Source organism: Dokdonia pacifica, from assembly GCF_900188275.1.
Lineage (GTDB): Bacteria > Bacteroidota > Bacteroidia > Flavobacteriales > Flavobacteriaceae > Dokdonia > Dokdonia pacifica.
Window position 1 is genome coordinate 1,276,057 of sequence record NZ_FZNY01000001.1, and the last position, 23,613, is coordinate 1,299,669.

The 23,613-nt window shown below is 34.1% G+C and carries 25 protein-coding genes; 5 read left to right on the forward strand and 20 right to left on the reverse strand.

Annotated elements, in window-relative coordinates:
* Nucleotides 1-60: 60 nt before the first annotated feature.
* Complete coding sequence (locus CHB80_RS05650; RefSeq protein ID WP_089370438.1) at nt 61-669, reverse strand: hypothetical protein; 609 nt, start codon at nt 667-669, stop codon at nt 61-63.
* 249 nt (nt 670-918) lie between these two features.
* On the reverse strand, nt 919-1,884 hold the full coding sequence (locus tag CHB80_RS05655) for a nicotinic acid mononucleotide adenyltransferase (RefSeq protein WP_089370439.1): 966 nt from the start codon (nt 1,882-1,884) through the stop codon (nt 919-921).
* A 182-nt stretch (nt 1,885-2,066) separates the two neighbouring features.
* On the opposite strand from CHB80_RS05655, the gene CHB80_RS05660 reads away from it, so the two are divergent.
* Nucleotides 2,067-3,068 carry an NAD(P)H-dependent glycerol-3-phosphate dehydrogenase gene (locus CHB80_RS05660; RefSeq protein ID WP_089370440.1) on the forward strand — a complete coding sequence of 334 codons (1,002 nt, stop codon included), beginning with the start codon at nt 2,067-2,069 and terminating at the stop codon, nt 3,066-3,068.
* On the opposite strand, the gene CHB80_RS05665 is transcribed toward CHB80_RS05660, so the two are convergent.
* The 3 genes from CHB80_RS05665 to pheS all read right to left on the reverse strand — a co-directional run bounded on the left by CHB80_RS05665 (nt 3,065) and on the right by pheS (nt 5,158).
* On the reverse strand, nt 3,065-3,460 hold the full coding sequence (locus CHB80_RS05665; RefSeq protein WP_089370441.1) for a hypothetical protein: 396 nt from the start codon (nt 3,458-3,460) through the stop codon (nt 3,065-3,067). The genes CHB80_RS05660 and CHB80_RS05665 overlap by 4 nt on opposite strands.
* Nucleotides 3,453-3,977, reverse strand: coding sequence for a GNAT family N-acetyltransferase (locus CHB80_RS05670; RefSeq protein WP_089370442.1), 525 nt, complete (start codon nt 3,975-3,977; stop codon nt 3,453-3,455). Before CHB80_RS05670 ends, CHB80_RS05665 begins: the two co-directional genes overlap by 8 nt.
* Before the next feature lie 158 nt (nt 3,978-4,135).
* Nucleotides 4,136-5,158, reverse strand: coding sequence for a phenylalanine--tRNA ligase subunit alpha (gene pheS / locus CHB80_RS05675; protein WP_089370443.1), 1,023 nt, complete (start codon nt 5,156-5,158; stop codon nt 4,136-4,138).
* Between the two features lie 277 nt (nt 5,159-5,435).
* On the opposite strand from pheS, the gene CHB80_RS24530 reads away from it, so the two are divergent.
* Entirely contained in the window at nt 5,436-5,612 is a 177-nt protein-coding gene (locus CHB80_RS24530; RefSeq protein WP_179218092.1) for a hypothetical protein, read from the forward strand.
* A 126-nt stretch (nt 5,613-5,738) separates the two neighbouring features.
* Here CHB80_RS24530 and CHB80_RS05685 read toward each other — a convergent pair whose 3' ends face one another.
* On the reverse strand, nt 5,739-6,290 hold the full coding sequence (locus CHB80_RS05685) for a tyrosine-protein phosphatase (RefSeq protein WP_089370445.1): 552 nt from the start codon (nt 6,288-6,290) through the stop codon (nt 5,739-5,741).
* A gap of 6 nt (nt 6,291-6,296) precedes the next feature.
* Nucleotides 6,297-6,653, reverse strand: coding sequence for a hypothetical protein (locus CHB80_RS05690; RefSeq protein ID WP_089370446.1), 357 nt, complete (start codon nt 6,651-6,653; stop codon nt 6,297-6,299).
* Nucleotides 6,654-6,703: 50 nt separating this feature from the next.
* On the opposite strand from CHB80_RS05690, the gene CHB80_RS05695 reads away from it, so the two are divergent.
* Complete coding sequence (locus CHB80_RS05695; RefSeq protein WP_089370447.1) at nt 6,704-7,237, forward strand: CvpA family protein; 534 nt, start codon at nt 6,704-6,706, stop codon at nt 7,235-7,237.
* Nucleotides 7,238-7,332: 95 nt separating this feature from the next.
* Here CHB80_RS05695 and CHB80_RS05700 read toward each other — a convergent pair whose 3' ends face one another.
* The 13 genes from CHB80_RS05700 to CHB80_RS05760 all read right to left on the reverse strand — a co-directional run bounded on the left by CHB80_RS05700 (nt 7,333) and on the right by CHB80_RS05760 (nt 21,741).
* The gene (locus tag CHB80_RS05700; protein ID WP_089370448.1) at nt 7,333-9,231 is read right to left on the reverse strand and encodes a SulP family inorganic anion transporter; all 1,899 of its coding nucleotides are present in this window, start codon (nt 9,229-9,231) and stop codon (nt 7,333-7,335) included.
* A 96-nt stretch (nt 9,232-9,327) separates the two neighbouring features.
* Entirely contained in the window at nt 9,328-9,975 is a 648-nt protein-coding gene (locus CHB80_RS05705; protein WP_089370449.1) for a carbonic anhydrase family protein, read from the reverse strand.
* 2 nt (nt 9,976-9,977) lie between these two features.
* Entirely contained in the window at nt 9,978-11,552 is a 1,575-nt protein-coding gene (locus tag CHB80_RS05710) for a SulP family inorganic anion transporter (RefSeq protein WP_089370450.1), read from the reverse strand.
* A 133-nt stretch (nt 11,553-11,685) separates the two neighbouring features.
* Nucleotides 11,686-11,985, reverse strand: coding sequence for a hypothetical protein (locus CHB80_RS05715; RefSeq protein ID WP_143337057.1), 300 nt, complete (start codon nt 11,983-11,985; stop codon nt 11,686-11,688).
* A 45-nt stretch (nt 11,986-12,030) separates the two neighbouring features.
* Nucleotides 12,031-12,804, reverse strand: a complete 774-nt coding sequence (locus CHB80_RS05720; protein WP_089370452.1) for a tetratricopeptide repeat protein — start codon at nt 12,802-12,804, stop codon at nt 12,031-12,033.
* A gap of 1 nt (nt 12,805) precedes the next feature.
* Nucleotides 12,806-14,581, reverse strand: coding sequence for a BatD family protein (locus CHB80_RS05725; protein WP_089370453.1), 1,776 nt, complete (start codon nt 14,579-14,581; stop codon nt 12,806-12,808).
* Nucleotides 14,582-14,597: 16 nt separating this feature from the next.
* Complete coding sequence (locus CHB80_RS05730; RefSeq protein ID WP_089370454.1) at nt 14,598-15,473, reverse strand: tetratricopeptide repeat protein; 876 nt, start codon at nt 15,471-15,473, stop codon at nt 14,598-14,600.
* 9 nt (nt 15,474-15,482) lie between these two features.
* Nucleotides 15,483-16,517, reverse strand: coding sequence for a vWA domain-containing protein (locus CHB80_RS05735; RefSeq protein WP_089370455.1), 1,035 nt, complete (start codon nt 16,515-16,517; stop codon nt 15,483-15,485).
* 73 nt (nt 16,518-16,590) lie between these two features.
* Nucleotides 16,591-17,076: a hypothetical protein gene (locus CHB80_RS05740; protein WP_089370456.1), complete on the reverse strand. Its 486-nt coding sequence runs from the start codon at nt 17,074-17,076 to the stop codon at nt 16,591-16,593.
* A gap of 37 nt (nt 17,077-17,113) precedes the next feature.
* Nucleotides 17,114-18,118: a vWA domain-containing protein gene (locus tag CHB80_RS05745; RefSeq protein ID WP_089370457.1), complete on the reverse strand. Its 1,005-nt coding sequence runs from the start codon at nt 18,116-18,118 to the stop codon at nt 17,114-17,116.
* A complete protein-coding gene (locus tag CHB80_RS05750) occupies nt 18,118-19,779 on the reverse strand; it encodes a BatD family protein (RefSeq protein ID WP_089370458.1) in 1,662 nt (553 codons plus the stop codon). The genes CHB80_RS05745 and CHB80_RS05750 overlap by 1 nt, the downstream gene beginning before the upstream one ends.
* 11 nt (nt 19,780-19,790) lie before the next feature.
* Entirely contained in the window at nt 19,791-20,657 is an 867-nt protein-coding gene (locus tag CHB80_RS05755; protein WP_089370459.1) for a DUF58 domain-containing protein, read from the reverse strand.
* A 79-nt stretch (nt 20,658-20,736) separates the two neighbouring features.
* Entirely contained in the window at nt 20,737-21,741 is a 1,005-nt protein-coding gene (locus CHB80_RS05760; protein ID WP_089370460.1) for an AAA family ATPase, read from the reverse strand.
* Nucleotides 21,742-21,903: 162 nt separating this feature from the next.
* Here CHB80_RS05760 and CHB80_RS05765 point away from each other — a divergent pair, with 162 nt between their 5' ends.
* Nucleotides 21,904-22,776 carry an aldo/keto reductase gene (locus CHB80_RS05765; RefSeq protein WP_089370461.1) on the forward strand — a complete coding sequence of 291 codons (873 nt, stop codon included), beginning with the start codon at nt 21,904-21,906 and terminating at the stop codon, nt 22,774-22,776.
* A gap of 76 nt (nt 22,777-22,852) precedes the next feature.
* Nucleotides 22,853-23,602 carry an SDR family NAD(P)-dependent oxidoreductase gene (locus tag CHB80_RS05770; protein ID WP_089370462.1) on the forward strand — a complete coding sequence of 250 codons (750 nt, stop codon included), beginning with the start codon at nt 22,853-22,855 and terminating at the stop codon, nt 23,600-23,602.
* Nucleotides 23,603-23,613 lie beyond the last annotated feature (11 nt).

A 23,613-nucleotide genomic window follows, 5' to 3' on the forward strand; every position in this document is an offset into this window, starting at 1 on the left:
TAAAGGCTGATTATAAATAACCAGCCTTTATGAATAAAAAATGTAATTAAGAATATTCTTTTAAAAGATAATTGGATTATCGTCATTTGAACCTGTATCACAATCTGATAGCAGAGCGCTTACATACATCGCCCAGTTGTTACCATCAAAATCTTCACCTTCTGCCCATGCTGTTTCTCCACCTGTAGGCCCAGAAACTTCAGCATGTGCTGCAAAACAATAATTGTCATCTAAGACAGAGGCATCGAAGATATACACTACTTGATTGGTGCCATCACTATGAGTGGTTGAATGTTCAAAGCGACCTACTTTAGGATTTCCAGAACCCGTAGTAGGAATGCTTTGTTCTGCACAATTACCTATACTTAAATGTGTAGCTCCAATGCTCCAATCTTCATTTGTAGTATAAGTGATAATAATATCATCGCCATCTATATCTACAGTAACAGTTCCAGCAATATGATGTTGTCCAGCAATAAGATTTGTAGTAAGACAATGTTCTTCTTCTGCATTTCTATTGTACTCAGTTGCGTCTTTAATTGTAGCATCAGCAACTCTAAAATTAGGATCTAGTGTAAGATTCAGAGAATCGTCTTCAATTTGTTCAGGGGAACAACTTAGCATTAGGAATGTAACTAATGCAAAAAGTTGCAAAGTAATTTTCTTCATAATAATATTGATTTGGGGTTAATCGGGCTAAATCTAAAGATTAAGAAGAATATAATCGGCAAAAAACATAATTATTCGATGTAATACACAAATTATTATTAAATCTATAGAAAAACTGTTAAAATATTACGGATAAACAGTACTGTTTTTGTTATTTATTATGAATAATATTTTACACAAAAAGAAACCGCCCACACTATAAATTAACACTAGGTGAGCGGTTTCAAACTAAATAACCAACCAAAATTTTTATAGCGCTGTTAGCTTTTGAAGCTTTTTTGTTTTAAGCGCTTGTATGTCTTTTTTAATGTCCTCCGTTTTCTTTCTATACTTAGGAACATTTTTATCTTTATTTTCTTCAGAGGTTCTAAACTGTATGTAACCTCTTCCTTTAAATTCATAGGTTGTTCCAGTACTTACTTGAAACAATTCTATGGTTTCGTCATCTATAACGATCAGTTCAAAAAATTCATTGTCTGGAAAGTTATAATCTAATGTTAAAGTTTTTTGATACAAATTTCCAGGAATATCATCTACATCATAAATACCGTCATAATCCCAAAATATATTATCAATAGCCGTGCCATTTACATCTTCTGAACTCCTAAAATTACCACTTTGTCCAGCTGGAAGGAATTGAAGGAAGTTTTCATTATCAAATGGATTGATAGTTCCTTCATCACTTGTATAGGTTTTTTCCCAAGCTTCAAACTCTTGTAAGAAGTAATGGATGTTCTCATAAAATACAAGGTCATAATCAAAAGTGCTTCTTTGATATCCTTCTAAAATATAGGTTGCTCCAGTATTAGGATGAAATAATTCTATTTCATTTACAGACAGCTGGCGCACATCAAAACTATAAGATCCGTCTAGGTCATGAAATGCATCTAATTCAAAATTAAAAGTATCATAATACCCTACATCTATCCCAAAACCTCCTCCGTTACTACCAATACCTGAAAGATTATTATTTGCAAAGATATTTCCGTTTCTGAAAGAGATCGTAAATGCTTTCTGTAAAAAAGGAATCGCTGTATTACCTGATGAGCGATTAATATCTACATACCAGATTTCATAATCATTTAATACGTCATTTAATGTAATTACGGGCGCATCTACTACCACAATATCATCTTCAATAACTACTTCTGTATAACACGAAGTACATAAAGTTGCCACTAGTGCAAATGCCGAAAGGAGTTTGATCGTCTTCATAATCTTGCTGTTTTTTGATTTGCTTATATAAAACCAAATGGCGTGCCAAAAATATAAATATCTAATAATCAATATTTTAATATTATTTTTTACGCTTTCGCGAAAGCGTACTTAGCCCTAAATCTATAAGAGCTAATGATAAAAATGTCTTATTTTTACATCATAGTCATAATTTTAGATAGATGAAACAAAAACCAACATTTGGGGTTATTGGAGGGGGAAGTTGGGCAACAGCTATTGTAAAAATGCTTTGCGAAAATTTAGATCAAGTAGGGTGGTATATGCGAAGTGTATATGCTATAGAGCATTTAAAAAGAGAGCAACATAACCCTAGTTACTTAAGTGCTGTAGAGTTTGATCCTAATCAATTGCTATTAAGTAATGATATTAATGAGATTATAAACTATGCAGATATTATTGTTTTTGCTGTTCCTTCTGCTTTTATAGGTGGTGAACTTAAAAACATGACGGCTTCATTACAAGGGAAAATCATTTTTTCTGCCATTAAAGGAATTATGCCAGAAAGCGGTAAGCTAGTTGGGGCTCATTTTCATGACATTTATGATATTCCATTTGAGAATATAGGCGTTATCTCTGGGCCTTGTCACGCAGAGGAAGTAGCGCTTGAACGATTATCATATTTAACCATTGCTTGTGCAAACAATGAGATTGCTCAAACAGTAGCAGACCATGTATCATGTCACTATATAAAATGTACGACAAGTGATGACATTATAGGAATAGAATATGCAGCTACCTTAAAGAATATATATGCTATTGCAGCAGGAATTGCACATGGTTTAGGGTATGGAGATAACTTTCAGAGTGTTTTAATGAGTAATGCTATACGAGAGATTAAACGGTATGTAAAGCGTGCACACAAGATGAAACGTGATATTAATGGTTCTGCTTATTTAGGTGATTTATTAGTAACTGGGTATTCTGTTTTTAGTAGAAATAGAATGTTTGGTAATATGATAGGGAAAGGATATACCGTGAAGAGTGCACAAATGGAAATGTCTATGGTTGCCGAGGGATATTATGCGGCAAAAAGCGCTTTAGATCTTAATAATACTCGAGAGAAAAAAGCACGTATTCCTATTATAGAAGCAGTGCATAGTATCTTATATAAAGGGAAAGAACCTAAAAAGGTTTTTAAAAAGCTTGCAGATAGATTGGATTAGATAGCTAAAACCCCTTTTTTATTCATAACTGGCACCATTGCAACATTGGAATCTTTAATACTATTTGCAGGAAACTCCCAACGTTTTTCATACATCTTGTTATTTAAAAAATAGGTGACAGAGTAAAAGTTGTTTAATGTAAAGACACTCTCTTCTATAAATTCAATTTTAGCAAATCCTTTTGCAGGAAGCACCTCAATTTTATGACGCATATGTGAGGTCATTTGTGTTTTATTATACCCTTGTGCTATAATAAGAACAATTTCTAGAGGTTCATTTCCATTATTAACGATATAGACGTTCCAATCGTCTGTTTTGAATTTGTCATTGAATTCTTTTACAGCAGCTATGTATACATCTTTTACTTCAGGAATATCTATGTCTTTACGCATGATCTTTAGAATTAGAATAAAATAATAGAGGCTCAGGGTCTTTAGGGAGCGTAATTGTTTTTATATAATGGAGCCCTAACTTTTCAAGCAGTTTTTGTGACCCTATATTTTCTTTAACGGTGATTCCGTTTACATTGGTAATCCCGTGTACTTCTTTCCCATACTCCATGAGTTTAGCAGTACTCTCATATCCATACCCTTTTCCTTCATACGAGGGCAAAAAGGCAAAACCAACATCAATCCCTTCTAAGCCTTCTCTATCATAAAGACCGCAACACCCTATTTTATGATGATCTTCTTTTCTAATGACGGTGTAATTGCCAAACCGCTTTTCTTCAAACTGAGGGAGCATTTTTGATGTGATATAATGTACAGCGTCTTCTTCGGTATATACCTTACGATTTCCTATGTATTGAAGCCATTTTGGAGTGTTGAGTAATTCTAAAACAAAAGAAGCATCCTCTATAGACGTAGGTCGCATATAAAGACGTTCAGTTTCAAAAGTATACTCTTCCATAGCTTTTAACTTCAGGATAAGACAAAATGATCACTTAAACTAGAGACTTTTGACTTTGGATTTTAGGCTTTTTTATTCTGCTTTAACGCTTCACTCTCCCTTAGATCGCGAACTTGCTTGACGGTAGTCAGGTCTCAAGAATTCGATTTCGCGAAAGCTTATAAAGCACTTTTAAATTGCTCTAAGAAACGTATATCATTTTCACTAAGCATACGGATATCAGAAATTTGGTGCAGTAATAGCGCGATACGGTCTATTCCCATACCAAATGCAAACCCACTATACTCTTTACTATCAATACCACAGTTTTCAAGTACATTAGGATCTACCATCCCACAACCCATGATTTCTAACCACCCTGTTCCTTTAGTCATTTTGTAATCGGTTTCTGTTTCCAGACCCCAATACACATCAACCTCTGCACTAGGTTCTGTAAAAGGAAAGTAAGAAGGACGTAATCTGATTTTACTTTTCCCGAACATTTCTGTTGTAAAGTATTGAAGTGTTTGTTTTAAATCAGCAAAAGAAACATCCTTATCTATATAAAGTCCTTCTACTTGATGGAAAAAACAGTGAGAGCGACCACTTATCGCTTCATTACGATATACACGTCCTGGAGATATAGTACGTATAGGAGGTTTATTATTCTCCATATAGCGTACTTGTACCGATGAGGTATGTGTACGTAATAACACATCTGGATCTGTCTGAATAAAGAATGTGTCTTGCATATCACGAGCAGGGTGATATTCAGGTAAATTTAATGCGGTAAAATTATGCCAATCGTCTTCAATTTCCGGACCTTCAGAAACATTAAACCCAATTCGAGAAAATATATCGATGATTTGATTTTTTACAATAGATATAGGATGACGTGCACCTATCTCTATCGCTTCACCGGGTCTAGAAGTATCATTAATACTACTTGAAGATATATCATTAGCATCTTCTAATGCTTCTTTAAGTGTATTTACTTTTTCTAAAGCAGCACTCTTAAGCATGTTCATTGCACGCCCATAATCCCTTTTCATTTCATTAGGAACGTCCCTAAAATCGGCTATAATATCATTAACCAATCCTTTCTTTCCAGAATACTTAATACGGAATGCCTCAACCTCCTCTTTAGAGTTTGCTGTAAAAGCCTCTACCTCGGACATAAGTTGCTTTATTCTATCTAACATAATTCCTCATTTTATCCCTTTAAAAATCGGGAGGTGCAAATTTAGTAAAAAAGGTGTATTTGTGGTTGATATCTAAAGAATAATACTTTTTAGTAAATGATTATAAATAAAAATAGGAATCTTTCTTTAAGTAGTCGATATTTTTATTACAAATAAGTTTCTTTTTGAAAGAATTAAAAGTGTTGTTTATGTCTGAAAAACAAATAGTTAAAAAATAAAATTAACAATGTCCAACACCTTTTTTGACTATCTTTATAAGGAATCAAAAATTTATATTATGTTAAAAAAAATGTTAGAATTTAAAGGAGCTAAGGAGATTAGTTCAAATGATCAAAAAGCAGTAAGCGGAGGTTATGTACCTTATCCATGTAGCGGGCCAAATGGATCAAACTGCTACAGAGGCGGAAAACATTGCCCAGGATCATGTTTAAATGGAGAGTGTATTCCTTGGTAAATAAGGAGTAGATTATATACTAAAATGCACCTTTATTTCTAAGAACTTGTTTATTCTTCTCTCTCTATAGAATAAAGTCCCTCAAGTAGAAATAAATTCCAATAAATAATAGTGTGTTTTAGTGTATTACTTTTTAAGTAGTTGTTCTTTAACTTTTACAAGATCTACTCTATTAAAATATTCATCTATATTTTTCATTCCTTCTATAGACATTGAGATAAGCTCTTCATTTACATCTCCATCACTTAATAAATATTCTTCTATAATTATTTTTTTATCGATTCCTAAAATGAGCAATATGGCAGCTATGACAATACCTGTTCGATCTTTTCCTGAAAGACAATGTATTAATACAGGAAATCTTAGATTTGGGTTTTCGAAAGCACCTATAATTTTATTCAGCCAAACGCGAACTTCTTTTTGTGTGGTATCGTATTTTTCAATTTTGTTTGACATAGGGAAGTGTAGATAATCTATATCAAATTCATCAGGATCTGGACCATTTCTAAGATTAATAACCGATTTTACGTGGTCAATTTCTTTATGTGTTGTTACATAATCAATACTGCCTCCTCTATAAATACGTTGTTCGGGAAGTAATTTATTTCCAGAAATTAGATGTATAAAAACACCTACATCTCTAAAATTTACACAACCATCTGTATAATCTAAGCCCATCGTATTTTATGAAATCAATTCTTTCTCAATAAAATATTGGACAATAGCTTCTTTCATTAAAATTTGTTGCTCGCCCGCTTTTAAGGGAGGTAATGGTTCTATAACTTTATAATGCGGCCACCCATCAGGATCTTCAAAATCAAATTGATAATACCCAAAAGGCTCAAGTAGTCTACATATTGCAATATGCATAAGATTGACCTTATCGTCTTTTTTAAAGGTAGTTCCTAGTTGTCCTAATTCTTGAATGCCTATTAAGTATATAATACTATCAAGATCTAATGTGTCTCCTTCAGCAAAACGTTCTGAAAGTAGACTTACAACAGTTTCCCATCGTTCTTTTAATTGTTCGTCTCTTGCCATAGATAATCGCAAAGATAACTTTACATAGGTTAAATTACTATATTTATGCTATGAATACGATCGATATTGTTTTTGGGATTATTCTCATTTTGGGGGCTATACAAGGGTATAAAAAAGGCTTATTTGTAGAATTGGCATCTTTGGTAGGGCTTATTGCAGGAATCTTTGGAGCTATTTATTTTTCCCATTTTGTGGGAGATTGGCTTGCAGAAAAAACCTCTTGGAGCGAGCAAGTAATTAATCTTACGGCTTTTGCTATCACCTTTATTATTATTGTGGTAGCGATTTCTATGGCTGGGAAACTCCTTACTAAAATTGCAGATTTTGCCATGCTTGGTATCGTTAATAAAATTGCAGGAGCTGTTTTTTCAGTACTCAAATTTGCTTTTTTATTGAGTGTCGTGATTATGTTTTTAAATGCCGCAAATGATCGTATTGGTTTTGTAAGTGAAGAAGCTATGGAAGAATCTGTTCTTTTTAACCCTGTAAAATCAGTTGCACCACTTATCCTTCCTTCTATTTTAGCCAAAGCGAAAGAAGAGAATATATACAATCCAGATAAAAAAGAAGAGGAATCTGAATAGATTCCCCTTTTAAGTTTTGCTGAGTACGCTTTCGCGAAATCGAATTTTTGAGATTCACGACCTAAGGGAGAGCGAAGCGTTAAAGCGTATAAGGACTAATTCGTATTTTTCACAAAAGTCTTTAAGTAATTCATACACTCATCAAATGTTTTAAAAATACATTCCTTTGGAACTAAATCTGGGATAATGTCAATACGTTCCATCATAAACAACGGTTGTTTTTGAACCCCAACAATATAAACACTAATGCCGCGTAGCTGTAATGCCAGCACCGTGTCTTCTACGGCATATACACCCGATTGATCCATATAAGGTACTTTGTCCATACGTAAAATCACGTGAGATGCAGTATCCGGTATTTGTTGTGATAACTCTTGAAACTCATTAGTATAACCGAAAAATAAAGGGCCACTTAAGTGTTTTATAAAGATTTCTTCTTTTAAACTTTCTGGGAATGAAGCTTCATCACTCCATAAGATTTCATTTTCTTGAGTATCTATATAATTTAGCACTTTAGATTGTCTTGCAGTAAAATCTCCCATTTTTTTCATAAACATTAATGAAGAGAGAATAAGCCCAACACCTACGGCATTAATCAAATTCCAAAATACAGATAGAATTAAAACAATAAGCATGATAAGCACTTCAGAGCTTAGTTTTATACCACCTAATAGTTTAATATCTTTTGGAAGATCAGGTATAGCTTTTAATCCTTTATAATCCATAACACCAATACCAACTGTTAGTAAGATACCAGCAAGAACGGCAGCTGGAATTTTTGAAGCTACAGGACCTAATGCTAATAAAACCACTAATAAAAGGACAGCGGCAATCATACCCGAAAGTTTTGTTTTACCTCCGGCATTAATATTAACAACAGTACGTATGGTTGCTCCAGCTCCAGGAATTCCTCCAAAGATAGAGGCTATAGCATTTCCAATTCCTTGACCAACGAGTTCTTTATTGGGTTTGTGTTTGGTTTTGGTCATATTATCTGCAATCACAGAAGTAAGTAGCGAATCTATAGTTCCTAAAAAAGCCAAAGATACAGAGGCTAGTATATAAGGCGTAATGGCACTTAGACTAAAACTGGTAAAGATCTCGGTATTTGGTAAAGGAAACCCAAAAGGGATTTCCTGAATAGAGCGATACTCTAGTTTTGCAAAATATGCAATGCCAGAAACTACGACTAATGCGACCAAGGTGCTAGGAATAGCTTTGGTAATTCTTTTAAAACCGTAAATAATTAAAATAGTTGCTAATGCTAGAATGAGTTCCAGATAACTATTTTTTTCCGGATTGTTCATGTTTTTTATAGCTCTAGGCAAAAGTTTTACAGCACCTACAACCCCAGATGCATTTGAAGCAGCCAATGTTTCGGCTTCTGTATTGATTTGATCTTGCGTAATAGCTTCGCCTGCTTTAGTAGTTTCTTTAAAATCATTTAGCACAAGGAAATCTTCTCCTTTTTCTTCTTTTAATGTATTCTCTAGAATAACTTCGTTTGCCTGAGCTTTAAAAGTGTCTACATAGGTAGTGTCTTCTTTAGGATAATACCCTAATGCAGGTAAGATTTGTGTAATGATAATCATGACCCCAATAGCAGTCATAAAACCTGATACAACGGGGTAGGGGATGTATTTAATATATTTCCCAATTCCTAAGAGACCTAATCCTATCTGTATGAGTCCTGCTAATAGAAAAACTGTTAGTATAATCGGTAATGCTTTAGAGGCGTCTCCATCATTAGTAGAAACGATACTTGCTATTACGACCATACTTACAGCAGTCATAGGAGCTGTAGGTCCAGATATTTGTGTAGAAGTACCTCCAAAAAGTGCTGCAAAAAAAGCAATAAATATCGCACCGTAGAGTCCAGCACTAGGCCCTAAACCAGAAGATACCCCAAAAGCTAGTGCTAAAGGCAATGCAACAATACCTGCTGTGATACCTCCAAAGGCATCTCCTTTTAAATGTTTAAAAAAATCTTTCACTGAATTACTGATTATGGTTAATTAGATAAAAAAATAAAAGGCTGATTATTTTAATTTTAAAAAATCAGCCTTTTAAAAATACTACATTTTATGTGATTAGTCCATAAAAGTTACTTTTCCATCGCTTACGCTATATACAGCACCTACGATTTTTATCTCTTTATTATCTTCCATTTCTTTTAATACTGGAGAATCATTTCTAAGATTTTCTATAGTAAGAGCAACGTTTTTATAGACAACAGCATCAAAAAACTCTTTATTCTCATACGTGCGTTCACTAATTTTATCTGGTGTTTGTACCGCATGTACAGAAGGTTTTATCCCATCAAGTAATGATCTAATGCTTCCTAATTGTAAAGGGCTTGCTGAATTAGCATCTTGGATGGCTGTTTTTACAGCTCCACAACCGGTGTGACCAAGTACAACAACTGTTCTTGATCCAGCAACTTTACATCCATATTCGATACTTGCTGTAATATCAGGACTTACTACATTACCCGCAACTCTTGCACTAAAAACATCTCCAATCCCTTGATCAAAAATAGTTTCTACTGGAACACGAGAATCTATACAACTTAAAACAACTGCATGAGGCCACTGACCACCAGAAGTATCACTTACTTGCTGTAGTAGATCGCGTTGCGCCGGAGAAGTTGAAGTAAACCTTGTATTACCTTCTTTTAATCTTTGTAATGAATCTGAAGGCGTAATTGCTGCTTGTGTATCTTTATTTAATGCTTTCATAGTTATGATGTTTTAGGTCTAAGTTTAAAAAATTCAATGTAACTAGGTGGGTTTTCTACAATCCCACGTTCTGAAACGAGTTTGATATCTATGTTACGTTGTTTTGCTTTATGAGCAAAATCTTCAAGTATTTCAACAATATCTGGATCTAAATAACGTGTTTTTCTGACATCAAGCTCTAAGAATGAATTTTCAGGCAATGCATCTAATTCTTTTAAGATAGAACCTTTATTAAAAAAAGTTACTTCTTCTGCAAGTGTCATTTTTACTTTTCCATCTGTAGGATCATCATTTTCTTTATGTAAGAAATGTGAATTTTTATAACTCTTATAGAGCACAATAACAACCCCCACAATTAATCCTAGGGCTAGTCCCTTTAGTAAATCTGTAAGAACAATACCTAATACAGTAACTATAAAAGGAACAAACTGTGTCCAACCTCCATCATACATAGCTTTAAAAGTTGAAGGCTTTGCTAATTTATATCCTACAATAAATAGTACCGCAGCTAGAACAGAGAGCGGAATCATTTGTAATAAAAAAGGTATAGCTGCTACAGATGCAATTAATAGAAATCCATGAATAATAGCTGACGATTTTGTCTTTCCACCCGATTGAATATTGGCAGATGAACGTACAATTACCTGAGTAATTGGCAATCCTCCTATAAATCCTGAAATAATATTTCCAGCTCCTTGTGCTAATAACTCACGATTTGTAGGAGTTACTCGTTTGTCTGGATCTAGCTTGTCAGTCGCTTCTACACACAGTAAGGTTTCTAAACTCGCCACCAATGCAATTGTAAAAGCCGTAATAAGAACAGGAGTAGTAAATGCTTGACTCCAGTCAGGTGTTACGAACTGTGTTAATAAATTATCAGTATTTCTATCTTCACTTAGAGAAACCAAATGTTGCTGAGAAATCCCAAAATCAGTTCCTTGAGTTAATAAATGGTAAACAATACCTATAACAACTACAACTAATGGTCCTTGAACTAATTGAAATATTTTAGATTTTTTAGCTAAAACATTACTCCATAGTATGAGTATTGCTAATGAAATTAAACCTACTAAAGTAGGTCCAAGACTAGGATCTCCAATAGCATTTATAATTTCAGTAAAAGTGTTTTCTCCATCTATTTGAAAAAATGCAAAATCTCCTTCTGGATCATCATCATCACCAAGGAAGTGAGGTATTTGTTTTAATATAATAATGATTCCAATACCTGTGAGCATTCCTCGTATTACAGAACTAGGAAAATAATATCCTATAATTCCTAATCGTGCTATACCAAAAAGTACTTGAATAACACCTCCTATTACGACAGCAGACAGAAAAATTTGAAACCCTAATTGATCAATAGCAGCAAATACAATAGCGGCAAGTCCAGCAGCAGGACCACTAACCCCTATTTGAGAACCACTTATGGCTCCTACTACAATACCTCCAATAATTCCAGCAATAAGCCCTGAAAAAAGAGGTGCGCCACTGGCAAGCGCAATCCCTAGACATAAGGGAAGTGCTACAAAAAATACAACGATACTAGCAGGTAGATCGTTCTTTAAATATTTGAACATGATAAATACATATAATGCTATGGTTAAAAAAACACATAGCTGTTTAGTTTAAAATAATAATGGGTATGTTGCTAAGATAGAAAATAATGAATGGTACTTCTTTTCCTATCAAAGTATGAATACAGCTTAATACCTAGATAAAATATTTTGGAGGTGGAGACTGTACATCAACTATATGACTTCTATACTGATGTAGTATATGATTATTTAGAGAAATTTGATGACATTTTTTAGCAATTATAGGTGTTGTATATAATTGAAAAAAAGCGTCTTTTTCATCAAGTTCTTTCTTTGTATCCTTTTTGTTTTCTTCTTCCCCTAAATCTAATGCAATTTCTATATCACAGTGACCATCAATAAGCATCAAAAAAGAAGGCCCTAAAATAGAAAGGGACAACATAAATGATAATGATATGATAGCGATACTTTTCAAAAAAACTAAGTTAAATAAATTTATGGTAAATTAAGTTACAGAGATTTAAAAATTATTTAATAGTTTGATGTCTCCAGTTGGGATCCAGCCAGTTTTACCGTCTATGAGTTTGATGCGATTCCATTCATTTACTTCTTCTAGCACAAAAACTTTAGTCCCTTCATGTAAAGTAAAAGCTAAGGTGCTAGATAAGTTGGGTTCGCTTTTTACTTCTACTTCAGGAGTAAAAACAATAGCAGGATTATCTTGTTGCGCTTTCGCGAAAGCGGTATAAGCAAAACTAACGCTCATAATAGCTATGATAAATACGACTAAAGATGAAATAAAAAATGCACGTTTTTTGATAGTTGTATATGAGAAATAATACCCTAAGAAAAAGAGGATAAAAAGAATAACGCATAGTACCGCGGCTTTTGCCCATCCATCTATTGTAAAGAGACTAATAACACTATTGGTCCATTCCTGAAGTGTATTTTCTGGAAGAGGCTCTATTGCATCTATTTTCATGTTTTCTGCAAAAGCTGCATTATTACGTATATCTGGATCTCCTGGCGCAAGTTGTAATGCCTTTTCATAATAATATACGGTGGGTGCTACATTATTTAATTTATAATGTGCATTTGCAAGATTATAATAAAGAGCAGCAGATTCTACTTTTTGATCTAATATTCTTTTGTAAGCGTCTATTGCTTCTTGAAATCTTCCTTGTGCATAGTGATCATTACCAGCTTTAAACAGTAAGTCTGTTTGTTGCGCATAGGTTGTGCAACTTAAAAGAAAAGCTACGACAACAAGAAGGAATTTTGAAATTTTTGTCATCTTATAACTGTTTATCCATGGTTGATATTACGCGTACTGCCTTCTCATAATCTTGTTGCATCGCTACATTACTAGAAGGTGTATATCTAGCAAACTCACAACTTTCTAAAAGTCCGATAAATTCAATAGTGTTAGAAGTATCTACTTCGCGCTCTTTAAGCAATCGTGTAATACGATCTTTACTCATCTCACTAGTTTGGATATTGAGTTTTGCTTTTAAATAGTTATGAAGTGCGCGTTCCATAGCAATGTAAAATTCTTTTTGACTTCCTAAATTCTTTTTAGCTTCACTCAAGAACTTACGTGCAAGCTTATCTGCTTTTCTAATACGATTTCCTTGCACATCACTTGTATAGGCTTGTCGTTTTTTACGAACAAACATCGCGATAGGAATCAATAAAAAAGGCGCTCCTAATAAGGTCCAGAATAGCCCAGATTTAAAGAATTGCTTTTTTGTTATAGATTGAAGATTAGGAGTAGATTTTATATAGGCAAATTGCTTGTCGGCAGCAATTACTTGTTGCTTATTTGTTCCACTAGTAGTGGCAGAGGTGTTTGCATCTGCATTTGAGTCTACAGGACCGTTCATTACTTCAACAACAATCTCATCAGAAGTTTTACGTTCATAACGCTCTGTTTTTGGATTGAAGTAACTAAATGATATAGGCGGAATAGGGTATTTTCCTTTATAAGCAGGAACTACTGTATATGTACTTCTTTTAAGACCGCTCATTCCGCTTAAATTAGTACGTACTCTATCTGCATTTTCTGGTTCATATACTTCTAATTTACTTGGTAAATTAGGTTTTGGAAGATTAAAGAGTTTTAAATTCCCATTACCTTTTGCTTCAACACTTAATTGAAAAGCTTCAGATGCATCAAGTGAGTTTTTATCTGTTTTTACAGTAAAGTCAAACTCTCCAACAGCTCCTGTAAAGTCATCAGGCCTTCCGTCTAACGGGAGTGGTTTTACATCAACAGTTCTGTTTTTTGCAGCTACTGTAATGTTTGCGTTTTGGGTTAAAAAACGTCCAAAAAGATCACGTCTGTTTGTGGGTACTGCAACAGATACGCTTAGGCTTAAGGGCTCAATATTGAGTTTTCCTGTTTTTTGAGGATATAGTACAGTACGTCTTAAAATCACATATCTATAAGGTTCGCCTTGATATTCTCCTTCGTATATTTTAAATTGTTTTTCGTCTATATTTTGACTCCAGAAATCGGCAAATTTTGGAGAATCTATTTCTCTCCAGTTACTTACACTTGTTTCTGGTGATACATATAATTTATAAACAACAGTAAATGCTTGATTGAGATATGGATTGTTTTTAGAGACTTCTGCAACAAGGTGAATCTTTTCTGAAGCTATGTATGCAGCATCATTTCCGTCTTTTGGTTTATCTACAGCAGCAGTTACTGTTACTTCTAGAGGAGGAGACTTATACACCTCTCCTTTAATCGTAATCTCTGCTTGTCCTATGGTAAATTTCCCTCTTTTTGTAGGAATGAGAATATAGCTAAAGGTTTTAGAATAGGTTCCTTTGCCATTTACCCAACTTCTGCTCACCGCTTGATTGGGGCCTGAATACACAGTGAATCCTTTAAAATCAGGTCTTTTAAAATTATCTCCATCCTGATTTACCTCAAAATCAATACGTAATCGTTCATTAACACCTAGTTTTTTCTTATTTACTTTGGCATTAAAGGACACATCCTGTGCAGATACCGTTGCTATAGATAACAATATGATAGAGAATATGTACAGTTTTAGTTTCATATAAATGTTTACGAATTTACCAATCTTTCTCGGTTTTTACTTTTGCTCCTTTTTGCTTTTTGGCATTTATTTTTTCTTGCGTCTTTTGCTCTTCATTACGCATCGCCTCTAAGAGACTTCGTACTTGTTGAGGTGATAATTGACCAGGCTGAGGAGCTTGTTGTTTAGGTTTCTCTTTCTTTTCTTCTCCTTTGTCGCTAGATTCTTCTTTTTCTTTATCCTCAGGCTTTCCATTTTCATCTTCTTTCTGTTCTCCTTTATCTTCTTTTTCTTCTCCTTCATCATCAGTTTCTTTCTTTTCGCCGTCGTCACTTTCTTTCTCGTCTCCTTCTCCGTCTTTATCTTTTTCGTTTTTATCTTTATCTTGATTCTGATCTTTATCTTGATTTTCGTTTTCATCGTCACCGCCACCGCCACCGCCGCCATTTTTATCTTTTTCTTTTTTGGCTAACATAAGGTTATAACGTGTTTCTTCATCTGTAGGATCATTACGTAATGCATTTTTATACGCTTCTACGGCACCTTCCCAATTTTCTTGTTGGTATAATGCATTTCCTAAGTTATGGTAGGCTTTGTGTTTTTCTTTTTTGGTTTGGGCTACTCCCGTTGCTTTTACTAAAGAAGCAGTACTCTCTTCGTATTTTTCATTACGGTAGTAATTATTTCCAGCATTGTATTTTGCAGGAACACTAGAAGGGTCTAATGCGATAGCTTCTCTATAGGCTACTTCCGCTTTCGCGAAAGCGTTGTCAGTAAGATGCTCATTGCCATCTAGCACAAGTTCTCTTGCCGTATCTGCATACGGATTTATAGGAGCTTGCTTCTTGTTCTTATTCTGAGCAATTACTGTCAAAGAAAAGCTTATAAAATATATGTAAAGAAGGTGTTTCATGACGTTCTTTTAATTTTCATTAAATAAATTTAATTTTTTTAGCCAACTCGTTTTGCGATCTAGTAAAAAGATATCTAAAAAAAGAAGTAATAACCCAGCTCCTAAAAACCATTGGAATTGATCTTTAAAATCTGCAAACTGTTTTGCTTCAAATTCTTTTTTGTTCATTCCGTTAAGAATTTCTTTTACTTTCTCAGTAACATCTGCGGTGTTTTTCCCATAAATATATTCTCCATTGGCTTCTGAAGCAATATCTTGTAGGGTTTGTTCGTCCAGTTTTGTGATAACCGTTTCTCCGTTTTGATTTTTCTTATAAGATTGGATAACACCATTACGTTTTAGAGGGATAGGACCTCCTGTAGTTTCGCCTACTCCTATTGTGAAAATGCGAATTCCTTCCTGATTCGCTTGTTCTGCAATATTTGATGATTCTCCTACATGATCTTCTCCATCAGAAACAATAAAGAGTACTCTATTTGTTTGCTCTTCATCATTATAATAGGTCTTTGCAAGTTCTATGGCTTCACTAATTGCAGTTCCTTGACTGGAAAGCATATTAGTATTCATCTGACTCAAAAACAATTTTGCACTACTGTAATCTGTAGTAATAGGCAATTGAGGATAAGCACTTCCTGCATAGGCAATAATCCCTATACGGTCACTTCCTAGATTATTGATAATTTGAGTAACTAACTGTTTGGATTTCTCCATACGATTGGGAGCAATATCTTCTGCCAGCATACTTTTTGAAACATCAATAGCAAATACAACATCTACTCCTTCTCGTTTTACAGTTTCTAGTTTTGTTCCCATTTTAGGGTTTACTAAAGCAACAACTAGGAAAAAAATAGAAAGACTTATTACGAGGATTTTGAGCGCTGGTTTAAATAGGGAACGTTCTGGGCTTAATTTTTTTAGCAAAGCACTATCTGCAAAGCGTTTTTGTGCAGTACGTTGCCAGAAAAGAACGCCTAAGAATAATAAGATTATTGCTGGGATTGCCAGTAATAACCAAAACCATATTTTTTCTTCTAATAGATACATTGTTATAGGTGCTTTCGTACTTCGACAGGTTCAATATCAACTTTGACTATGCCGAAAGCGTATTTATTTTTTATTATGATTTTAAATACCAACTTGTTTCCACAATATCTTCTGATACTTTAGACATCATTTCTAGTTGTTTTTTATAATCTTCATTTTTTTGATCTTCTATATCTGGTATTATAAAACGACTCATTAGAACGCCATTGGTTCCTATGATTGCCATCCACTTTATATTATTATTCCCTATTTGTATTTGAGGAATCTTTGCGTTAGGTGCTTGAGCATAAATAGGATCAATCTGATTGAAAACATGACCGTTTAATATTGTTAGAAATTTTGCGTCTATTAGATGTTCTACATCAGGTTTTCCATCTTTATCAAAATCTAATGACCAACCAACACGTATGTCATTTCCTTCCCGAATGGCTTGTATTAAAGATTCTATAGATCCTTCAGATACATTCCCTTCACTATTTGTTTTTACTAAAACTTTAGGTGATTGGGCAAATGTGCTATTAAAAGTCACTATTATGAATATGAGCAGTACATGTTTCATCGTTTTTTTTGCTTTCGCGAAAGCGTATTTATTTTTATTAAACAAAACTTCTAAACACCGTAAACTTAAGTAGTAATTCTAGTAGCAATAAGATGCCAGCTAATAGAATAAGAGGGCGGTACTTTTCTTCAAAATTGGTGTACTTGAACTCTTCTACTTCTGTTTTTTCTAGTTTATCTATTTCGTCGTAAATTTCTTTTAATTTTTCATTATTTGTTGCTCGGAAGTATTTTCCTCCTGTAACTTCTGCAATTTCTTTTAATAAATCTTCGTCTATCTCTACAGGGACATTGTCATATACAAAAGATCCATTGTTATTTATTCCAACGGGTGATCGTGCCGTTCCATTAGTTCCTACACCAATGGTGTAGGTTTTAATACCAAATTCTAAAGCGAGCTCACTAGCTATTTTAGGATCTATAAAACCAGCATTATTAACCCCATCTGTCATTAAAATAATCACTTTACTTAGGGCCTTACTATCTTTTAACCTATTTACAGAAGTAGATAGTCCCATTCCTATAGCCGTACCACCTTCTATAATATTATTATATCGTATACTGTTAAGGGAGCTTAACACAATACTCTTATCACTTGTGATAGGTGTTTTTGTATAACTTTCTCCTGCATACTCTACAAGTCCGATACGATCGTTAGGTCTACCTTTAATAAAATCTGCAGCGACTAGTTTTAAAGCTTCCAGGCGATTAGGGCGTAAATCTTTTGCAAGCATACTTGCAGAGACATCTATGGCAATAATAATATCAATACCTTTTGTACTTTTAGTACGGGTAGAAACATCCTTTGTTTGAGGCCGTGCCATTGCTGTAATAAGAGCAGCTATCGCAAGCAATCTTAATAAAAACAAGAAAGGGCGTAGTTTAGGTAAAATGCTATTTGTTACTTTAAAACCTTTTATGGTTGAAAGCTTTACCGATGGAGTTTGTTTTTTACGCTTCCATATATACCAAGCAATGGCTACTGGTAATGCTAAAAACAACCAGAAAAACTGCGGATTAGAAAACTCAATATTATCAAACATTATTTTGTTTCGGCTTTTTGAAGTTCAACACTATTGATAATACGTTCTGCTATTTCGGAACTGTAAGTATCGTCTTTGTCCCAAGTAATGATCACTTGTTGAATAATATTTTCTGCTACAAAATTTAACATTGCATATTCTCCAGATATAGAAATATTTTTTTCTTTATCAATCATAAATTTTCCAGTACCAAACGTTTTAATACCTTCTGCTCCATTAGGGGTTTTAAACTCTTCTTGTTTTACAATATCTGCTACAAATCCTTTCTCTTCTAATTTGGCAACTTGTCCGTCTATAATTTCTTTTATAGGAGGTTCTGTGCCTTTAGGAAGAATTATTTGAATTACAGCAACACTAATGGCTGGAGGATCTGTTTGCCAACCAAAAGCATTAGCTTGCATTTTATCCTTAAGATCATCTGGAATTGGGGTTTCTAGTCTTTCTAATACTTTAGGTGTGCTTATTACAACACTTGGATAGCCATATTCACTTGTGATCCAATTACCTTCTGCTAATTCTCTTGTTTGATTCCCTAAGAGATAATCTTTAACCTCATCATATCCTTTTATCACAATTCCTGCAATAAGTGCTATTAATAAAATTCCCAAGACACCTGAAACTCCCGTAAGCCATAATTTACGAGTGCGTCTGCGTTCCATCGCTTCCCGAAAATCTTGATCTTTCATGAGCTCTTCTATCGTTGGCTCAGGAAGTGCTTCTTTGGTTTCTTTTACAATTTGCTCTATTGCATGGCGGTCTGCTTCTGCTTTCCCGGAAGGGGGATTAATACGCGCAAACTTAACTAGATCTGCACGTTTAAAAATATCTTTAAGTTGTTGTATTGTTTCTGGATTGAAATCAATGTGACCACTATCTTTTTCTGCTTCTAATCTTGCTATAAGCTCATCTGTAGTACTTTCTAGTGCCCTGTCGTATACTTTTTCTTCATAATAGCGACGTAGAGTATCTGTAAGAGTAGAGTAGTATTCTTTATACTTTGCAGAAACGATAAAATCTGTTTGGTCAAGTTGGCGTAAAGAAGCTAATGCTTGTTCAAAAGGTGGAATGTATTTTTCTGCTTCAATGCGTTTTTTGTGCCTGCGTAATAACCAAAATAAAAATAAAGCTATAGCAATTAAAATAGGAAGTATCCATAAGAGATATTTCCAAAACTTACTATAATCTGTAGGAAGTTCTATAGCAGGTTTGATATCATATAGACCTTGTGTTAAAGTATCTAACTTTACATTGGCAACATCTACTTGAAAAGAGTCTGTTTGTATAGTACGATCGCCTATAATGATACGTTGTCTTGGAATTTTATAGGATCCGCTATCAAATTGCGTAAGACCATATTTTTTAATTAATGTCATTTTCGCTTCCGCGAAAGAAGTATCTACTTTATAACTCTCAATCATTTCTAAAGGAGAGAATGTTTGTCCTTCTGGAAAAATAACATTGGCAAGTTGATCTGCTTCTACAATTACGGTATAGTTAATTTGTTCACCAAGACGAATTTTGGTAGTGTCAATCTTTGATTTTACAGTAGGCTCCACTTGAGCGCTTACTGATAAAAAAGAGAAAAGAATAAAAAGTACAGCCATGCCATATGCATAGGTTGTGTTTTTTGTTCTTGATATGTTATTATGGGGGTATGTCATCTCCTTTTTTATTATCCTCTTCGTTTAAAATAACCTAATAATTTTTTTACATAACTCTCGTCAGTACGAACATTTATAACACCCGAACCGCTTCTTCTAAAACTTTCTTCATAATAAGAAACACGTTCTTTATAATACGCTTCATAATTTCTTCGTACTTTTTTTGAAGAAGTATTTATGAGCATCAATTCTCCAGTTTCTTCATCTTCCATTTGTACCATCCCTAAACTAGGAATGACTTCTTCGCGTTGGTCATAAATACGAATCCCTGTAATATCATGTTTATTACCTGCAATTTTGAGTGTTTGTTCATACCCGTCGGCAATAAAATCAGAAAGGATAAACGTAATTGCTTTTTTCTTCATGACACTACTTAAGAACTTAATAGCTTGGGCAATGTCTGTTTTTTTAGACTTTGGCTTAAACTCTAAAAGTTCGCGTATAATTCGCAGTACGTGCGATTTTCCTTTTTTAGGTGGAATAAATAGTTCTATTTCATCAGTAAATAAGATCAGTCCTATCTTATCATTATTTTGCATCGCACTAAATGCTAATGTAGCGGCTACTTCAGTTACAATTTCATTTTTAAATTGTTTATCTGTTCCAAAAAACTCAGAACCACTTACATCGGCTACAAGCATCATGGTAAGCTCTCGCTCTTCTTCAAAAACTTTGACAAAAGGTTCGTTATAACGAGCCGTAACATTCCAATCGATATTACGCACATCATCTCCAAACTGATATTGCCTTACTTCACTAAAAGTCATACCTCGACCTTTGAAAGTAGAGTGATACTCTCCTCCAAAAATATGATCAGACAGGCGTCGTGTCTTGATCTCGATCTTACGTACTTTTTTAAGTAATTCCTTTGTATCCATTATTGATTTTAGATTGTTGATTTACGATTTACGATTGCCAATTTTTAAATCAGCAATCAACATTCGTTGATCTTAAATCCTATGGTACTTCAATTTGGTTTACAATCTTGTTAATGATATCTACAGAAGTAATGTTTTCTGCTTCTGCTTCATACGTAATACCAATACGATGACGTAAAATATCATGTACAACAGCTCTTACATCTTCAGGAATAACATATCCGCGACGTTTTATAAAAGCATAACATTTTGCTGCAGTAGCAAGGTTAATACTTCCACGAGGAGAAGCTCCAAAATTGATAAGTGGTTTTAGATCTGCCAATTTGTAATTTTCTGGATAACGTGTAGCAAAGATGATATCTAGAATATATTTTTCGATTTTCTCATCCATATATACTTCCTTTACTGCTTCTTGCGCACGAAGTATTTGTTCTACAGAAACGACAGCATTTACTTTTTCAAAACCACCTTTTAGATTTTGACGAATAATCATTTGCTCATCTTGTATTTTAGGATAATCAATCACTGTTTTAAGCATAAAACGGTCTACCTGCGCTTCAGGTAATGGATATGTTCCTTCTTGTTCTACTGGGTTTTGAGTTGCCATTACTAAAAATGGCTTGTCTAATATAAACGTCTCATCACCTATAGTTACTTGCTTTTCTTGCATAGCTTCCAAGAGTGCAGATTGCACTTTTGCAGGAGCACGGTTAATCTCATCGGCAAGTACAAAGTTGGCAAAGATGGGACCTTTCTTAATACTAAAGTCATTGACTTTCATATTATATATCATGGTACCTACTACATCGGCAGGAAGTAAATCAGGAGTAAATTGTATACGACTAAAAGAACCGTGTACTGCTTGAGCAAGTGTATTAATAGCAAGTGTTTTTGCTAGACCAGGAACACCTTCTAGTAAGATGTGGCCACGACCCAGAAGCCCAATAAGTAACCGTTCTATCATGTGTTTTTGACCTACAATCACCTTATTCATCTCCATGGTCAAGATATCTATAAAAGCACTTTCTTTTTCTATCTTTTCGTTGATAGCGCTTATATCTATCGTCGTCATATTTTCTTCCATACTTTAAAATTAAATTTAGTGGGATTTTAAAACATTGCAAAGTGGGGTTTTATTCCCAAACTTCTTGTTAACAATTGGTTAAAAATTCTATTAAATAAAGGGCTTCACACGTATTTTTCTATCTTGGTAACCCGTATTTTTAATGAGAACGCAAAATATAAAATGAATAAAAAATTTTCAAAAATAATTCAGGGATGTATGACCTGGGGTGCTTGGGGGAAACAACTCAATGACACTCAAATGATTGATCTGATGAATCACTGTATATCACAGGGCATCACTACGTTTGATCACGCCGACATCTATGGCGATTACAGCACAGAAGAGGATTTTGGAACCGCTTTCGCGAAAGCGAATATAGACCGATCTACTATTCAATTAATTTCAAAATGTGGTATTCAATATACCGGAAATGCACGACCAGAAAATCGTGTAAAGCATTATGAGTATACAGCAAAATATATTATTTGGAGTGCAGAAAGGTCACTTCAATTATTACAAACAGAGTATTTAGATCTCTTATTATTGCATCGCCCAAGTCCTTTAATGCAATCTGATGAAGTTCAAAAAGCCATTGAACAATTAAAAGCTTCTGGTAAAATACTTGACTTTGGGGTGTCTAATTTTACACCTTCTCAAATAGATTTGATTAGCACAAAATCTCCTATTTCTGTAAATCAAATTGAATTTAGCTTGACGCAACATACGGCAATGCATGATGGAACGTTAGATCATATGCAAACCAAAGGTATTGTACCCATGAGCTGGAGTCCTTTAGGAAGTGTATTTAGAGAAGAGACACCACAAACACAGCGTATCAAAACTTTATTAGGTACATTGACAGAAAAATACAATGCAACAGAAGATCAATTGTTACTTGCATGGATTATGCAACATCCATCTGGAGTACATCCAGTAATTGGGACAACCAATAAAGAGCGTATTACTAACGCTGTAAAAGCAGTAAGCATTACACTTGAGTTACAAGACTGGTTTGCATTATTGATAGAAAGTCAAGGACATAAAGTGCCGTAATTATCTAACTACCACAGAAAAAATTAGTTAAAATTAGTTTGAATACTAAAAGATACCCGTCTTTGCGGGCATATATATGAAGACAGCATTAATAACAGGGACCACCAGTGGTATCGGAAAAGCAACGGCAGAACGGTTTGCTAAAGAAGGGATTAACTTAATTCTTTGCGGAAGAAGACAAGAACGTCTTGATGAATTGCAACAAGCTTTTCAAAGTCAGGTAAAAGTACATACATTAAATTTTGATGTGCGTGATAAAGAAAAAGTAGTACAAGCAATAGCTGGATTACCTGATGACTTTAAGCGCATAGATATTTTGATTAATAATGCTGGAAATGCTCATGGTCTTGACCCTATTCAAACGGGGAATACCGATGATTGGGATGCGATGTTAGATATAAATGTAAAGGGATTATTATATGTGAGTAAAGCCATTATCCCACAAATGACAGATAGAAAAGAAGGGCACATTATTAATATAGGATCTACAGCAGGGAAAGAAGTATACCCCAACGGAAATGTATACTGTGCTAGTAAACATGCAGTAGATGCTATCAATCAGGGAATGCGCATAGATCTTAATAAACATAATATTAAAGTAGGAGCGGTCAATCCAGGAATGGTCCATACAGAATTTAGTGAGGTGCGTTTTAAAGGAGATACAGAACGAGCAGATAAAGTATATCAAGGTTTTGATGTGTTAAAACCAGAAGATATTGCAGACATTATCTATTTTGTAGTATCAAGACCTTATCATGTAAATATTGCAGACCTTGTCGTGATGTCTACAGCACAAGCTAGTAGTACAATTATTAATAAGAACTAAAGACTCCTTCT

Coding starts and splice junctions, on each gene's coding strand:
- CHB80_RS05650 (WP_089370438.1), bottom strand. CDS start 669: ATGAAGAAAATTACTTTGCAACTTTTTGCATTAGTTACATTCCTAATG.
- CHB80_RS05655 (WP_089370439.1), bottom strand. CDS start 1,884: ATGAAGACGATCAAACTCCTTTCGGCATTTGCACTAGTGGCAACTTTA.
- CHB80_RS05660 (WP_089370440.1), top strand. CDS start 2,067: ATGAAACAAAAACCAACATTTGGGGTTATTGGAGGGGGAAGTTGGGCA.
- CHB80_RS05665 (WP_089370441.1), bottom strand. CDS start 3,460: ATGCGTAAAGACATAGATATTCCTGAAGTAAAAGATGTATACATAGCT.
- CHB80_RS05670 (WP_089370442.1), bottom strand. CDS start 3,977: ATGGAAGAGTATACTTTTGAAACTGAACGTCTTTATATGCGACCTACG.
- pheS (WP_089370443.1), bottom strand. CDS start 5,158: ATGTTAGATAGAATAAAGCAACTTATGTCCGAGGTAGAGGCTTTTACA.
- CHB80_RS24530 (WP_179218092.1), top strand. CDS start 5,436: ATGTTAAAAAAAATGTTAGAATTTAAAGGAGCTAAGGAGATTAGTTCA.
- CHB80_RS05685 (WP_089370445.1), bottom strand. CDS start 6,290: ATGGGCTTAGATTATACAGATGGTTGTGTAAATTTTAGAGATGTAGGT.
- CHB80_RS05690 (WP_089370446.1), bottom strand. CDS start 6,653: ATGGCAAGAGACGAACAATTAAAAGAACGATGGGAAACTGTTGTAAGT.
- CHB80_RS05695 (WP_089370447.1), top strand. CDS start 6,704: ATGAATACGATCGATATTGTTTTTGGGATTATTCTCATTTTGGGGGCT.
- CHB80_RS05705 (WP_089370449.1), bottom strand. CDS start 9,975: ATGAAAGCATTAAATAAAGATACACAAGCAGCAATTACGCCTTCAGAT.
- CHB80_RS05710 (WP_089370450.1), bottom strand. CDS start 11,552: ATGTTCAAATATTTAAAGAACGATCTACCTGCTAGTATCGTTGTATTT.
- CHB80_RS05720 (WP_089370452.1), bottom strand. CDS start 12,804: ATGACAAAAATTTCAAAATTCCTTCTTGTTGTCGTAGCTTTTCTTTTA.
- CHB80_RS05725 (WP_089370453.1), bottom strand. CDS start 14,581: ATGAAACTAAAACTGTACATATTCTCTATCATATTGTTATCTATAGCA.
- CHB80_RS05730 (WP_089370454.1), bottom strand. CDS start 15,473: ATGAAACACCTTCTTTACATATATTTTATAAGCTTTTCTTTGACAGTA.
- CHB80_RS05735 (WP_089370455.1), bottom strand. CDS start 16,517: ATGTATCTATTAGAAGAAAAAATATGGTTTTGGTTATTACTGGCAATC.
- CHB80_RS05740 (WP_089370456.1), bottom strand. CDS start 17,076: ATGAAACATGTACTGCTCATATTCATAATAGTGACTTTTAATAGCACA.
- CHB80_RS05745 (WP_089370457.1), bottom strand. CDS start 18,118: ATGTTTGATAATATTGAGTTTTCTAATCCGCAGTTTTTCTGGTTGTTT.
- CHB80_RS05750 (WP_089370458.1), bottom strand. CDS start 19,779: ATGACATACCCCCATAATAACATATCAAGAACAAAAAACACAACCTAT.
- CHB80_RS05755 (WP_089370459.1), bottom strand. CDS start 20,657: ATGGATACAAAGGAATTACTTAAAAAAGTACGTAAGATCGAGATCAAG.
- CHB80_RS05760 (WP_089370460.1), bottom strand. CDS start 21,741: ATGGAAGAAAATATGACGACGATAGATATAAGCGCTATCAACGAAAAG.
- CHB80_RS05765 (WP_089370461.1), top strand. CDS start 21,904: ATGAATAAAAAATTTTCAAAAATAATTCAGGGATGTATGACCTGGGGT.
- CHB80_RS05770 (WP_089370462.1), top strand. CDS start 22,853: ATGAAGACAGCATTAATAACAGGGACCACCAGTGGTATCGGAAAAGCA.